This window comes from Enterobacter sp. WI-ESBL-E8 (assembly GCF_053364895.1).
In genome coordinates this window covers 4,704,864-4,719,111 of the sequence record NZ_JBRWXJ010000001.1, presented here as the reverse complement: position 1 = coordinate 4,719,111, position 14,248 = coordinate 4,704,864, and the positions used below count along the sequence as shown (strand labels likewise).

12 protein-coding genes are annotated in these 14,248 nt (G+C 56.9%); 4 read left to right on the top strand and 8 right to left on the bottom strand.

Annotated features, from left to right (window positions below; all coding sequences use genetic code 11):
- Positions 1–30: 30 nt before the first annotated feature.
- From ACWHWP_RS22550 to ACWHWP_RS22540, 3 genes are all read right to left on the bottom strand, one after another.
- Complete coding sequence (locus ACWHWP_RS22550) at positions 31–1,353, bottom strand: MFS transporter (RefSeq protein ID WP_059311441.1); 1,323 nt, start codon at positions 1,351–1,353, stop codon at positions 31–33.
- Between the two features lie 260 nt (positions 1,354–1,613).
- A complete protein-coding gene (gene yhjD, locus ACWHWP_RS22545) occupies positions 1,614–2,639 on the bottom strand; it encodes an inner membrane protein YhjD (protein ID WP_047345661.1) in 1,026 nt (341 codons plus the stop codon).
- Between the two features lie 50 nt (positions 2,640–2,689).
- Positions 2,690–3,589, bottom strand: coding sequence for a LysR family transcriptional regulator (locus ACWHWP_RS22540; RefSeq protein ID WP_447856471.1), 900 nt, complete (start codon positions 3,587–3,589; stop codon positions 2,690–2,692).
- A gap of 119 nt (positions 3,590–3,708) precedes the next feature.
- Between ACWHWP_RS22540 and ACWHWP_RS22535 the strand changes: the two genes are divergently transcribed.
- Both ACWHWP_RS22535 and ACWHWP_RS22530 read left to right on the top strand, forming a co-directional pair.
- Positions 3,709–4,467, top strand: coding sequence for an SDR family NAD(P)-dependent oxidoreductase (locus tag ACWHWP_RS22535; RefSeq protein ID WP_059311439.1), 759 nt, complete (start codon positions 3,709–3,711; stop codon positions 4,465–4,467).
- Positions 4,468–4,640: 173 nt separating this feature from the next.
- A complete protein-coding gene (locus ACWHWP_RS22530; protein WP_447856469.1) occupies positions 4,641–5,243 on the top strand; it encodes a response regulator transcription factor in 603 nt (200 codons plus the stop codon).
- Here ACWHWP_RS22530 and ACWHWP_RS22525 read toward each other — a convergent pair.
- Both ACWHWP_RS22525 and ACWHWP_RS22520 read right to left on the bottom strand, forming a co-directional pair.
- Positions 5,222–5,560, bottom strand: a complete 339-nt coding sequence (locus ACWHWP_RS22525; protein WP_447856467.1) for a lysozyme — start codon at positions 5,558–5,560, stop codon at positions 5,222–5,224. The genes ACWHWP_RS22530 and ACWHWP_RS22525 overlap by 22 nt on opposite strands.
- 72 nt (positions 5,561–5,632) lie before the next feature.
- On the bottom strand, positions 5,633–6,172 hold the full coding sequence (locus ACWHWP_RS22520; RefSeq protein ID WP_059311436.1) for a GNAT family N-acetyltransferase: 540 nt from the start codon (positions 6,170–6,172) through the stop codon (positions 5,633–5,635).
- A gap of 147 nt (positions 6,173–6,319) precedes the next feature.
- Between ACWHWP_RS22520 and ACWHWP_RS22515 the strand changes: the two genes are divergently transcribed.
- Entirely contained in the window at positions 6,320–7,909 is a 1,590-nt protein-coding gene (locus tag ACWHWP_RS22515) for an STY4199 family HEPN domain-containing protein (protein ID WP_447856465.1), read from the top strand.
- Between the two features lie 19 nt (positions 7,910–7,928).
- On the opposite strand, the gene ACWHWP_RS22510 is transcribed toward ACWHWP_RS22515, so the two are convergent.
- The 3 genes from ACWHWP_RS22510 to ACWHWP_RS22500 all read right to left on the bottom strand — a co-directional run bounded on the left by ACWHWP_RS22510 (position 7,929) and on the right by ACWHWP_RS22500 (position 12,027).
- Complete coding sequence (locus ACWHWP_RS22510) at positions 7,929–9,578, bottom strand: alpha,alpha-trehalase (protein ID WP_059311434.1); 1,650 nt, start codon at positions 9,576–9,578, stop codon at positions 7,929–7,931.
- A gap of 182 nt (positions 9,579–9,760) precedes the next feature.
- Positions 9,761–11,113, bottom strand: coding sequence for a glutathione-disulfide reductase (gene gorA, locus ACWHWP_RS22505; protein ID WP_063958017.1), 1,353 nt, complete (start codon positions 11,111–11,113; stop codon positions 9,761–9,763).
- Positions 11,114–11,184: 71 nt separating this feature from the next.
- Positions 11,185–12,027, bottom strand: a complete 843-nt coding sequence (locus tag ACWHWP_RS22500; RefSeq protein ID WP_047345682.1) for a 23S rRNA (adenine(2030)-N(6))-methyltransferase RlmJ — start codon at positions 12,025–12,027, stop codon at positions 11,185–11,187.
- A 178-nt stretch (positions 12,028–12,205) separates the two neighbouring features.
- Here ACWHWP_RS22500 and prlC point away from each other — a divergent pair, with 178 nt between their 5' ends.
- Positions 12,206–14,248 carry an oligopeptidase A gene (prlC, locus tag ACWHWP_RS22495; RefSeq protein ID WP_059311431.1) on the top strand — a complete coding sequence of 681 codons (2,043 nt, stop codon included), beginning with the start codon at positions 12,206–12,208 and terminating at the stop codon, positions 14,246–14,248.

Here is a 14,248-nt window from a genome sequence, read left to right as displayed (position 1 = left end):
GGTAAGGCGTAGCCGCCACCCGGCATTAGCTTACAGAGCCTGATGCTTAGTCTCATGCGTCAGCAGCAGCGCAATCAGCGTCAGCGCCGCCATGGCCGCCAGATAGACGCCTACATAGAACAGACCGTAGTTCGCCTGCAGCCAGGTGGCGATATATGGCGCAACGGACGCGCCCAGGATAGACGAGACGTTGTAAGAGAAAGAGGCACCCGTATAACGGACTTCCGTCGGGAACAGCTCTGGCAGCAGCGCACCCATCGGACCGAAGGTCAGCCCCATCAGGCTCAGGCCAATCAGCAGATAGGCCATGACCAGCGCCGGGCTACCTGAACCCAGCAGCGGTGGGAAGACGAACAGAGCAAACAGAATGATGAGCGTGGTGATCGCAATCATGCTCGCGCGACGGCCAAATTTATCCGCCAGCAGACCCGCAATCGGTACCATCACGCCAAAGCCAATCACCGCCATCATCAGCATCCACAGCACTTCGTTACGCGGCAGCCCCAGCCCAACCGGCGCGGCGGCGGTACTGAAGGTCATGGAGTAAACCGTCATGATGTAGAACAGCGTGTAGGTTGCCAGCATGATAAACGTGCCCAGCACGGTCACGCGGACGTGTTTGGTCAGCAGCGTGCCCAGCGGCACTTTCACCTGTTTTTTCGCCGCGGCAACTTTCGCGAAGACAGGGGTCTCATGCAGAGAAACGCGGACGTACAGGCCAATCAGCACCAGTACGGCTGAGAAGACAAACGGGATACGCCAGCCCCAGTTCATAAACTGTTCATCCGTCAGCAGCCAGGAGAGCAGCAGGAACGTCCCGTTCGCAAAGAAGAAGCCAATCGGTGCGCCAAGCTGCGGGAATGAACCATACAGCGCGCGCTTGCGCGCCGGGGCGTTCTCGGTCGCCAGCAGCGCCGCGCCACCCCATTCACCGCCCAGGCCCAGACCCTGACCAAAACGCGCCAGCGCCAGCAGGACCGGTGCCAGAATACCGATGGTTTCATAGGTTGGCAGCAGGCCGATGGCCACGGTGGAAATTCCCATGGTCAGCAGCGAAGCAACCAGCGTCACTTTACGGCCAACGCGATCGCCAAAGTGACCAAAGACCGCTGAACCAATCGGGCGCGCCACAAACGCGATAGCAAAGGTGGCCAGAGACTGCAGCGTGGCCGCCGTCGGGTCACCCTGCGGGAAGAAGATATGCGGGAAGACGATGACCGCAGCGGTGGCATAAATATAAAAGTCGAAGAACTCAATGGCGGTGCCAATCAGCGATGCGACGACAACTTTATTGCGCGAGTTTACCGGAACGTTTTCCGTTCCTGAGTCGAGTGTGGTGGCTGTTGCTTGCATAATATTTTCTTATTTTTGTCGAACGAAAGGCCATATTACGCACAGCAAAAGCGACATTTCAATCTGTAACAAAGCCGCGCGCTGGCGATAAAAGCAACAAAAAGCGGATAATTTTCAGGCCAGCCAAAACTCGTCTATGAAATGCTTCACAGTTTTCTAATATCAGTCAATAAAACTGGTTTTCGGTTAAATAAAAGTTACGAGCTGGATTTATATGCTGAAATGATGAATCGGGCTGAAATTTCAGCCCGAGAGAGGGGTTACCGGTGCGTTTTGCCCGGCATCCGTGGGTCATCTTTGTACTCGGCAGTGGCAATCCACGCCGCGCAGAACAAGGTCAGACGCGCGAAGAAATAGAAGAACGCCATCAACCCCAGCACCGAGCCAAACGCCGCGCCGGAAGGGGATTTCACCAGTGACGGCAGAGTGTAGGTCATCACGATTTTGATGACTTCAAAGCCGATCGCCGCAATCAACGTGCCGCGGATCAGCGCCTTCTTACGCGGGCGATGGCGGGGCAATCGCCAGAAGATCCAGAAGAACAGCAGGTAGTTGGCGAAGATGGAAATGGCCAGCCCAATGCCGCGCCAGGCAGGCTTCAGCCACTCGATGTAATCAAGATAGAGCGCAGAGATAATCATCTGCTGCGCCGAGCCCGCCACCGAGGTAATGGAGAGCGTCACGATGAGGGCGACCAGCAGGCCAATCAGCGAAATAAAGTCGCGGAGATACTTAACCCAAATTTTCTCCTGGTCCTGCGGCTTACGCTCCCAGACATCGCGCGACTGGGCGCGAATGGCCTCGCGCAGGTTGCCCATCCAGTTAACGCCGGAGTAAAGGGCAATCAGCAAACCGACGATCCCGACCGTGGTACGCTGCTGAACGGCGGTATTGATGGTGCTTTTGAGCGTGCTGGCAAGAGTCGGGTCACTGACGTTATTCAGGATCTTCGTGAAGATATCCTGCAGTAGCGTCGGGTGGGACGCGAGCACAAAACCGGCCGCCGCAAATGACACCATCAGGATCGGAATCATCGACAGGAAGGAAAAATAGGTAATTGCAGCGCCAAACTGGTTCCCCATACGGTCATTAAAGCGCTCGGTCGCGCGGATCAGATGCGCCACCATGGGAAACTGCTGAATTCTCTCGGCTATGCCGGTGACGGTTCCCAGCGCTTTGCTGGCGGTGCCAGGCGATTTGGCCTCTTCTGGCTCGGTTTCCATCTTTTTGATGGGATCATACTCTAAATGTTGGGTGGGTCGTTGCGGGTTGTTTTCCGGCGTCACGCGTCTTTTCCTTTTCGTTTGGCTGGATGTTATTGAATTATAGCTTGCGACTAGTCCACGTAAGCTTTTGTGAGTTCAGTAAGCCACTCCATGAACAGATGTACCCGGCGGGAGAGGTTGCGGCGGTGTGGATAAATCAGGGAAACCGGCATTGGCTCTGCCCGATATTGCGAGAGGATCTCAACCAGTTTCTTCGCGCGCAGAGAATCACGCACGCCCACGCGCGGAACCTGAATGATGCCCAGCCCGGCAAGGCAGGCAGCTTGGTAGGTCTCCGTGCTGTTAACGGTTAATACCCCGCCCGTTTTTATCCACTGTGTCGTACTGCCGTTATAAAATTCAAAGCCCTGCGGGCGGCTTCCCAGCGTGGCGGCGTAATGAATAACGGCGTGGGAGCCTAAATCGTCCAGCGTTTCCGGGTAGCCAAAACGCGCCAGATAGTCCGGACTGGCGCAGTTAATCACCGACAGCTTGCCCAGCGGGCGGGCGATAAGCCCCGAATCCTTCAGCGTGCCGACGCGCACCACGCAGTCAAATCCTTCGCGGATAACATCCACCAGGCGATCGCTGCTGCTGAGCTCCAGCTCAATGCCCGGATAGTGCTGCAAAAAAGCAGGCAGTTTGGGGATGACTAAATTTCGAGCAACGCCAACGGGCATATCCACGCGGAGCCGTCCGCTGATGCTGGAGGGGTCGTGCTGAAACATACCGTCGAGTTCATCAAGGTTTGCCAGCAGATCTTTTGCCCGTTCGTAATAGACCATGCCGTCCTGCGTCAGGCTGACGCGCCGCGTGGTGCGGTGCAATAGCTGGGTGCCCAGCCGGTTTTCCAGGGCCTGAATTTGCCGTGAAACGCTGCCTTTCGGCAGGGTTAATGTTTCTGCCGCGCGCGAAAAACTCTCCAGTTCCGCGACGCGGACAAACAGCTGCATTGCGTGAATTTTATCCATAGACGAAGCTCATTGTTGTTTCTGTTGAAACAGTGAAGCGTTTTAACCCCTCTTTATTGATTTTCTATCACCTAATAAGCTCTTTCTCAATCTCCATAACAGCCAAAACGAGGTTTATGATGACTGAACGTATCGCATTAGTGACGGGTGGTAGCCGTGGTCTGGGTAAAAACGCTGCTTTAAAGCTGGCGGCAGACGGCACGGGAATTGTCCTCACCTACAACCGTAGCCAGCAGGAAGCGCTGGAAGTCGTGCAACAAATTCAGGAAAAAGGCGTTAACGCGGCGGCATTACAGCTCAACGTCGGGGATATTTCCCGTTTTGACCATTTTGCCTGCCAGCTTCAGGAAACCCTGAAGACGGTCTGGCAGCGTGAAAACTTTGATTATTTATTAAACAATGCCGGAACGGGATTATACGCGCCCTATGCCGACACCACGGAAGCCCAGTTCGATGAGGCATTAAACATCCATTTCAAGGGGCCCTTCTTCCTGACGCAGCGCCTGTTGCCCTTGCTGGCCGACGGTGGGCGGATCCTCAACGTCTCCAGCGGGCTGGCCCGTTTTACCCAGCCGGGCTCAGGGACCTATGCGGCCATGAAGGGGGCAATGGAAGTGCTGACGCGTTACCAGGCGAAAGAGCTGGGCGCGCGCGGGATCGCCGTCAATATCATCGCGCCCGGTGCGATAGAAACGGACTTTGGCGGCGGACGCGTTCGCGACAATGCGGAGCTGAATCAGATGCTGGCCGCGCAGACGGCGCTGGGACGAGTGGGGCTGCCGGACGATATTGGCGATGCCGTTGCGGCGCTGCTCAGCGATAAACTGGGCTGGATGAACGCGCAGCGCATTGAGGTGTCAGGTGGTATGTTCCTGTGATGCCTGGGCTTAAGGGGAAGGATCCTCTTAAGGAAATCCTTAAGGTGAATGTGTCTAAATACTGACAGATATAAAGAACCCGGCGGGATTTGTAACGTCTCCGTTCGTTGAGTTTTTTCTTAAAAAATGCCTCTGTAGAATCCCCCTTCGCTATTCTCAGAGGGAGAAAAACGATGCGAGTAATCATGTTTGACAGGCAGTCAATATTTATTCATGGAGCGATACACAGTCTGCAGAAGCTCATTCCGGAAATAAATATGACAGGGACCTGTCAGACAGAAGATTTATGGGCTCAGGTATCCGCTTCGCCGGCTGCTATCGTCCTGATTGACGGGAATGTCATTCAGAACGAGGAGACAGCGTGGTTGGAAGCGCTCATGCATCGCTTTCCGGCGATCCGCGTGGTGATGGTGTTAGCGAAAAAAGAGGCCAGATGGGTGGAGCAATTGCGGCAGCGAAACGTCATGGCCATTATTCCCCGAAACGCCAGCCCCGAGCGCTTTTCCGCCGTGCTGGACTCGGTGTCCCGAGGGATGGTCTGTTTTCCGGGAGAGTGGGTCAAACAGCCGTCGTCGCCGCAGGCGCTATCAGCGTTAAGCGAGCGCCAGCGGGAGGTGCTGAAACTGCTGGCGGCGGGGGAGTCAAACAAAGAGATTGGACGCAATCTCAACATCAGTGCCGCCACGGTAAAAGCGCACCTCGAGGCGCTTTTCCGGCGGCTGGACGTGAAAAACAGAACGCAGGCTGCCATGTTCTATACCCGGGCGATGGCCTGAAAGTTCGCTTTCTGGAGTGAAGGTACCTCTCCAGAACTGAATATCATCATTACCAGCGCGTCATGCTGCTGTTGGGTTAATGGGCGTGTACACATTTCCCGCAGCAGCGTCTCACACAGCTGAATATCTTCCTGGAGTAAATATTCCGCCTGCAGGGGAGTAATAAGGCCGCGGAATTTTTCCCTCTCGCGAATCTCATGTCCATAGCCGATAACCCACAATCCGTTTTCGTCACGGTATTTCTCCAGCGAAAGACCCTGATGTTTTTTAATTAACGCAATGGCGGCAGAAGATATTTTCAGCGTATGACCTTTCATATTCGTTTCCTCTTAAGTCGCGACACTGTAGAGGAAACGATTTACGATAAATATCCGCCAAATGGCTGTTGATCAGGAATTGTTATTCAGATATTCCTGCCGTAATAAACCAAATAACCAGTCATTATGCCAGCGCCCCGCGAGGAAATAGCTCTCACGTAATTCCCCTTCCAGGCAAAAGTGGGCTTTTTCCAGCAGACGTCTTGAGGCGACATTCCCCGCCGTGACGGTGGCGGTGAGTCGGCGTATACCTCCCTCTTCAAAGGCATAGCGGCAAAGCGCCTGCAGGGATTCAAAGCCGTAGCCTTTTCCCTGTGCCTCGGGTGCGAAAAGAAAACCGACCTCAGCGCAATCCTCCTCCCGATGAATATACCCGGTAACCCCCAGCGGAGCACGGGATAGGGCATCACGGACAACGAGACACAGCCAGTGCGCGCTGCCTGGCGTCCAGGGTGTCAGACGAGCATCAAACGCCTCGCGAATGGCGGCAACGGGGCGGTCTTCCGCCACAAAGCGCATGACGTCAGGGTGCTGCTGCAACGCCAGAAAAAAGGGCCAGTCCTGTTCCTGCAGAGGCGAGCAGTGAAGGCGAGGGGTGATTAAAACAGGCATTCAGATTCTCCTGACACTTTTTAAATGATTTTAGGGTTGTCACTTTATTTCAACAGAAAGTCAGGTATGGTTAACCTCGTATAAATAAAAAGAAAAAAGGCCGTCACGTGCCCATTTCGATGTTTTCGTTGTCACTTAAGGTAAATAATGACCCTCAGCACATCACATCATATTCGCGAACAGTTCGAACACTGTCTGGCGGTCATTCGCCATGCGTCGGTGGAAATTTTGCTTCTTCTGAATGTACATGCTTCTGAGGGCAAAGATCCACGCTGGTTCCTGGAACAGCTGGACAGCGCGCGATTAGCCCTGGGGGGCTGGGGAGCCGTTGCGAAGAAGCTCAACCTTAATGATGCCGAGATGTCGGAATTTACGCTCCAGCTGCGCCTGCTGCAGCAGCGCGTGCCGCAATATGAAAGCGGACAGGACGTGAGTGAAAACCAGCTTATTGCGGCGATGCGGTTTGTGACCGCGCTGGAACATCTCCGCCTGCAGCAGCCGCTGTTGACATATAGCACGGACCTGGCACCGGGAAGCGAGCTTCAGCAGCAGCAGGCGCAAAAGCAGGTCCGCGCGATAGAGCTCATGATCAAAGGGCTCATCCAGCAGGCCTGGCCCGATCAGGTGCGGCTGAACAACCATCTGAAGACCCTGTTTAACGCTGACCGCGTAAGGCGCTGGCTTAAACTCGGCGAGATCAACGACGTCCTGAGCGGCATGATGTTCAGTGAACTGGCGCAGTTGCTGGTGGATAAAAAAGAGTTCAGCCGCTATTACGCTTCGCTTTTCAGCGATCCGTCCATGCTGACGCTGCTGGTTGAACCGCGTAAAACCCTGCAAACCTTCCTCGATGACATTCGGCAAATTCGCAACAACATTACCGTTCAGAAAACGTTAAGTTCGGCGCAAGTTCAGCTGTTGGATAACTACTACACGCAGATCGCGCGGCCGGTTCAACGCGCGTTTGAAGAGGGGAGAACGCGCGTCAATCCGGCCGGATTCATGGCGGTGGATGCCAGCGAGTTACACACTTTCTGGGAAAAGGCGCAGAAAATGGATCGGGTCACCGGCGGGGATCTGTTTGAGGTTCGTGACACTATTGAAAAGCCGACCCAGCGCGCGCCGCGCACGCCCGAGCAACGCGAGCAGCTCATTTCCGGTGCGTTATGGGGGGCGGTTGGCGTCATGGTGATTGCCATCGTGGCGGGGGGATTCTGGCTGGTGACCAGCAGCAAACCGCAGCCTGCGGCCGTCAGTGCAGCAGAAGCGCCTCCTCCACAGGAAATGCGCGAGACGCCTTCCTCGCGCGAGACGCTAACGCGGATGGGGGTGACCTGGGACGAGAATAACTTCCGCTCGGCCATTAACCGCAACGATACCCGCGTGGCGCAGCTCTTTTTGCAGGGCGGGATGGACTGGAAACTCTCCTGGACCGAAGAGGCGATGTCGGCAGGCTATGACGATGTGCTGGAGCTGATGTTACGCTACCGGCAGAACATGGTGGAAGAGAAGCCTTGTCGCCGCTTCATCAACACGCTCAGCCACGCCATGTCGAACGGCGAGTCTCTGACCTCGGTTCGTAAAGAGTATCTTAAAGCCTTCTGCACCGTGCCTGCCGTGGTCAAACGCCAGCAGCACGATCTCGACATGGCAACCCGCCGCGTGCAGTCGCAGCCGGATGCCACGACGAAAAAATGGCAGTCCATTCAGTCTGCCATTTATGAGGTGATCCGCTAAATTTTTCCCCTCACCCCAATCAAGGCTCCCCATACAGCCCAATCAGCCGGCGCACCACGCCGTTGGTCCAGCCGAAGCCATCCTGAAGCGGGTACTCACCCCCGCCCCCTTCGCGCGGCGTACTGCTGGCGATGTGGTACTTCTCAATCAGCTTATGGTGCGTCTTATAAAAATGGTTCACCGTATGCAGCCAGCTCCAGGCGATCTCATCCCCCAGCGAGTCATTGCCGTACTGCTTGAATCCCTGGATCGCCATCCACTGCAGCGGCGCCCAGCCGTTGGGTTTATCCCACTGCTCGCCGGTTTCGTATTCGGTAGCCAGAATTCCGCCCGGCGTCAGCAGCCGCGCTTTGACCGCATCCGACAAGCGCTCGGCCTGCTCGTGGGTCGCCATGCCAACGTACAGCGGCACAATGCTGGCGGCAGAAAACAGGGCCAGCTCTTCGCGTCGCCAGTCGTAATCTCGGTAGCAGCCGCTCTCCTCATCCCACAGATAGCGGTTCACCGCCTCGCGGCGATCGCTGGCTTTCTGGCGGAACAGGTCGGCCGTCTCTTTATCCCCTTTCGACGCTGAGATGTTGGCGATGGCGCTTTCCAGCTTGAACAGGAAGGCGTTCAAATCGATGGGGATAAACTGCGTCGTGCGGATACTGGCGAGCCGCGACGGATCGCGCAGCCAGCGGGACGAGTAATCCCAGCCTGACGCCGCGCCCGCGCGCAGGTCGCGATACACCTCATTGGGCGGACGACCAGAGTGGCGGGCGGTTTCCACGTCCTCAATCCACGATTCGTCGCGCGGGGTGTCACGGTCGTCCCAGTAGCGGTTAAGCAATGAACCGTCCGGCATACGCACGGCGCTGCGATAAGCCTGGTTAAGCAGCAGCGATTCCGCGCCATCCATCCAGAAGGCGTACTCCATTTTGAGGTGATCCAGATAGCGTTTCGCACCGCGCACGCCGTCCTCCTCAAACAGCTCCACCATCAGCGCAAAGACCGGTGGCTGAGAGCGGCTGAGATAATAGGTACGGTTGCCGTTGGGGATATGCCCGTAGCGCTCGATAAGCCACGCGAAGTTATCCGCCATACACTTCAGCAGATCGTTGCGCCCGCTCTCCGCCAGACCCAGCATGGAGAAATAGGAATCCCAGTAGTAGGTCTCGCTGAATCGCCCGCCGGGGACGATATAGGCCTGGGGCAGCGCCAGCAGAGAAGACCAGGGAATATGGTCCTGCGGCTCGCGCGTCAGCACCGGCCACAGATTATCAATGTGCTCTTTCAGGGAGAGGCCCGGGTCGGAGACATATTCTGTGCTGTACGTTTCCGGCATCCAGAAGTGGTTCTCCACAAACTGGCGCAGGTCGAAATCCCGGTGGCGTCTGACCTTGCGATAGCGGATCAGGATGTCCAGCGGGTCCATCTTCGGCGCGCAGTCGGGGAAGGTTTTACTGTCCGCAAACAGCCGCGACGACTGCACGTGTTCAAACAGTTCAAGATAGCGGTCTGCGGGCGTCAGCGCATCCGACGCGGGCAGCCCTTCAATCATTTCCGGTTCCGGCTCCGCCTCGATCATCTCATCCAGTTTTAACTCGCAGGGATCGGTCTCGTAGCGCAGCTCTTCTGCAATCTCGAACTCGATGTTCTCGGTAGCCTGTAGTTTCTGGTTGAACATGGTGATAAGGACCTCCGGTTGTGCGTTCTAAAGACAGGTTTATCCGGGCGTCTTATAAGCGTAGACATTCGCTTCGGTAGATGGGGAGGGATATGTGCGGTAGATCACTATTTTCGGAGCATTCGTTTTGCAACGATTTATGAATGTTAAAAAAAATGCCCCTCAAGAGAGGGGCATCAGGATTAACGCATGGTCACAAACTCTTCCGCCGCCGTCGGGTGAATCGCCACCGTGTTGTCGAAGTCTTTCTTCGTTGCGCCCATCTTCAGCGCCACGGCAAAGCCCTGCAGGATCTCGTCCATGCCGAAGCCAATGCCGTGGATGCCGACAATTTTCTCGTCCGGACCCACGCAGACCAGCTTCATGCGGCACGGCTGGCGGTGAGAGGTGACGGCGGTATACATCGCGGTGAAGGCCGATTTATACACTTTCACCTGGTCGTCGCCATACTGCTCGCGCGCCTGCGGCTCGGTTAAGCCGACGGTGCCGATTGGCGGGTGACTGAAGACAACGGTCGGGATAAGGTTGTAATCCAGATGCTCGTCCGGCTTGTTGTTGAACAGGCGCTCGGAGAGACGACGGCCCGCCGCAACGGCTACCGGGGTCAGCTCAACCGCACCGGTGTTATCGCCGACCGCATAAATGCCCGGTACGCTGGTATTCTGGAATTTATCGACGACGATATAGCCTTTTTCGTCGGTTTTCACGCCGGTCACGCCGAGGTTGAAGTTATCGTTCGCAGGTTCACGGCCAATCGCCCAGATCAGGCAATCGACGGTCTGGCTGCGGCCATCTTCCAGCTCCAGGGTCAGGCTGCCGTCTGCATTTTTCACGACCGCTTTTGGCACGGCGTGGGTGTGCAGGGTTGGGCCTTCGGCGTTCATTACTTCAACCAGCGTATCGACGATCAGCGGGTCAAAGCTGCGCAGCGGTGCGTGTTTACGCACGAACAGGTGCGCTTCCGCCCCCAGGCCGTTAATCACGCCGGCCAGTTCTACCGCAATGTAGCCCGCGCCAACAACGGCAACGCGTTTTGGCAGGGCAGGCAGTTCAAAGAAGCCGTCGGAGTCGATGCCGTATTCCACGCCCGGGATGTTCGGGTGGCTCGGACGACCGCCGGTGGCGATCAGAATGTGATCGGCGGTGATTGTCTCGCCGTTCACTTCGATCGTTTTGGCGTCCACAAAGCGGGCGAAACCGTGGATAACGTCGACGTTATTTTTACCCAGGACGTTGTCGTATGAGGTGTGAATACGGTCGATGTAGGCGGTACGGCTGGCGATCAGTTTGTCCCAGTCGAAGTGGTTGATGGTAGTGTCAAAGCCGTAGTCCGGGCCATACATATGGATAGCTTCACGGATTTGCGCCGCATGCCACATCACTTTCTTCGGTACACAACCCACGTTCACGCAGGTGCCGCCCAGCGCTTTTGCTTCAATCAGCGCGCACTTCTGGCCGTACATGGCCGCGCGGTTGATGGAGGCGATGCCGCCGCTGCCGCCGCCGATTGCGATGTAGTCATAATGCTTAGTCATAGCTGTTATCCTTAATCGTGAATTGCCGCGATTGTATACCTGAAATCAATAGTTTCCACCGATGGCTGCGATTACTCCGGCACGATCCAACTGACGGTGGCGTGACCAGTGCCGGCTGGCACCAGCTTTTTATGCAGCCACGGCAGCACGTTGTTCATCTGCGCTTCAAGCTTCCACGGCGGGTTGATGACGATCATGCCCGAGGCGGTCATGCCGCGCTGGTCGCTGTCCGGGCGTACCGCCAGCTCGATCTGCAGGATTTTGCGGATGCCGGTCGCTTCCAGGTCTTTGATCATACGTTTGATTTGCGCGCGCAGGACCACCGGATACCACAGGGCGTATGTCCCGGTGGCGAAGCGCTTGTAGCCTTCGTGGATGCCGGTCACCACCGCCTGATAGTCGGTTTTGATTTCGTACGGCGGGTCGATCAGCACCAGCCCACGGCGTGAAACCGGCGGCAGCTTGGCTTTCAGCTGCTGGTAGCCGTCGGCTTTTTCCACGCGGGCGCGGCCGTCTTTCTGGAATTCGGAACGCAGCAGCGGGAAATCGCTCGGGTGCAGCTCGGTCAGCTGGAGGCTGTCCTGCTCGCGCAGCAGCTGGCGTGCAATCAGCGGTGATCCCGGGTAGTAGCGCAGCTGACCGTTGCGGTTGAAGTGGTTCACCACGCCGATATAGGGCTCCAGCTCCGCAGGCAGGTCGTCCTGCTGCCAGATGCGGGCGATCCCTTCAAGGTATTCACCGGTGCGCTCGGCATGCTCGCCGCTCAGCTGATAACGGCCCGCGCCCGCGTGGGTGTCCAGATAGAGAAACGGCTTCTCTTTCTCTTTGAGCGATTCGATGATCAGGCTCTGAACGGTGTGTTTAAGGACGTCGGCGTGGTTGCCTGCGTGGAAGCTGTGGCGATAACTGAGCATGGGTAATGATTTTCCGCTGAATTGACGATTTGCCACAGTTTACAGCAGAACGGCGCAGATTACCCGCAGGCCCGGTAAGCGGGGCCATTGAAATCCTCTACACTTAACCCCATTCTAGATCCCATATGCACAGCGCCGGATGCGCGCTTCATTCATCAAATTCAACAGGACAGCGTTTATGACCAATCCATTACTGACGCCTTTTTCGTTGCCACCGTTTTCTAAAATCCTCCCTGAGCATGTGGTTCCAGCCGTTACGCAATCGCTGGACAACTGCCGTGCGGCGGTAGAAAGCGTGGTCGCGCAGGGCGCGCCGTACACCTGGGAAAATCTGTGTCAGCCGCTGGCCGAAGTGGATGACGTTCTGGGGCGTATCTTCTCCCCGGTGAGCCACCTGAACTCGGTAAAAAACAGCCCGGAACTGCGCGAAGCCTACGAACAAACCCTGCCGCTGCTCTCTGAGTACAGCACCTGGGTCGGTCAGCACGAAGGGCTCTACAAGGCGTATCGCGACCTGCGCGACGGCGACCACTATGCCGAACTGAATACCGCGCAGAAAAAATCCGTCGATAACGCCCTGCGTGATTTCGAGCTTTCCGGGATTGGCCTGCCAAAAGAGAAGCAGACCCGCTACGGTGAAATTGCCGCGCGCCTGTCCGAACTGGGCAACCAGTACAGTAACAACGTGCTCGACGCCACCATGGGCTGGACGAAGCTGATTACCGACGAAGCGGAGCTGGCAGGTATGCCCGAAAGCGCGCTGGCGGCGGCAAAAGCGCAGGCCGAAGCGAAAGAGCAGGAAGGCTTCCTGTTAACGCTGGACATCCCAAGCTACCTGCCGGTGATGACCTACTGCGACAACCAGGCCCTGCGCGAAGAGATGTACCGCGCGTACAGCACCCGCGCTTCCGATCAGGGGCCGAATGCCGGTAAGTGGGACAACAGCCCGGTGATGGCGGAAATCCTCGCCCTGCGCCACGAGCTAGCGCAGCTGCTGGGCTTTGAAAACTACGCCGACAAATCTCTCGCCACCAAAATGGCGGAAAACCCGCAGCAGGTGCTCGACTTCCTGACGGATCTCGCGAAACGCGCCCGTCCGCAGGGTGAAAAAGAGCTGGCCCAGCTGCGCGCCTTCGCGAAAGCGGAGTTCGGCGTAGACGAGCTGCAGCCGTGGGATATCGCCTACTTCAGCGAAAAACAGAAGCAGCACCTCTACAGCATCAGCGACGAGCAGCTGCGCCCGTACTTCCCGGAAAACAAAGCCGTTAACGGCCTGTTTGAAGTGGTAAAACGCATCTATGGCATCACCGCGAAAGAGCGTACCGATATCGACGTCTGGCACCCGGACGTGCGCTTCTTCGAGCTGTATGACGAGAAAAACGAACTGCGCGGCAGCTTCTACCTCGATCTCTACGCCCGTGAGAACAAGCGCGGCGGGGCGTGGATGGATGACTGCGTCGGCCAGATGCGTAAAGCCGATGGATCTTTGCAAAAGCCGGTTGCTTACCTGACCTGTAACTTCAACCGCCCGGTGAGCGGCAAGCCTGCGCTGTTTACCCACGACGAAGTGATCACCCTGTTCCACGAGTTCGGTCACGGTCTGCACCATATGCTGACCCGCATCGAAACTGCAGGCGTGGCCGGCATCAGCGGCGTGCCGTGGGATGCGGTCGAGCTGCCGAGCCAGTTTATGGAAAACTGGTGCTGGGAGCCGGACGCGCTGGCGTTTATCTCCGGTCACTATGAAACCGGCGAACCGCTGCCGAAAGAGCTGCTCGATAAAATGCTGGCGGCCAAGAACTACCAGGCGGCGATGTTTATCCTGCGTCAGCTGGAGTTCGGCCTGTTTGACTTCCGCCTGCACGCCGAGTTTAGCCCGGAGCAGGGGGCGAAAATCCTTGAAACCCTGGCCGAGATTAAAAAGCAGGTCGCCGTGATCCCAGGGCCAACCTGGGGCCGCTTCCCGCATGCCTTCAGCCACATTTTCGCAGGCGGCTATGCGGCGGGTTACTACAGCTATCTGTGGGCCGACGTGCTGGCGGCAGACGCTTTCTCTCGCTTCGAAGAGGAGGGGATCTTCAACCGCGAAACCGGCCAGTCGTTCCTCGACAACATCCTGACCCGAGGCGGTTCTGAAGAGCCAATGGTGCTGTTCAAACGCTTCCGCGGCCGCGAGCCTCAGCTGGATGCGATGCTTGAGCATTACGGGATCAAAGGCTGA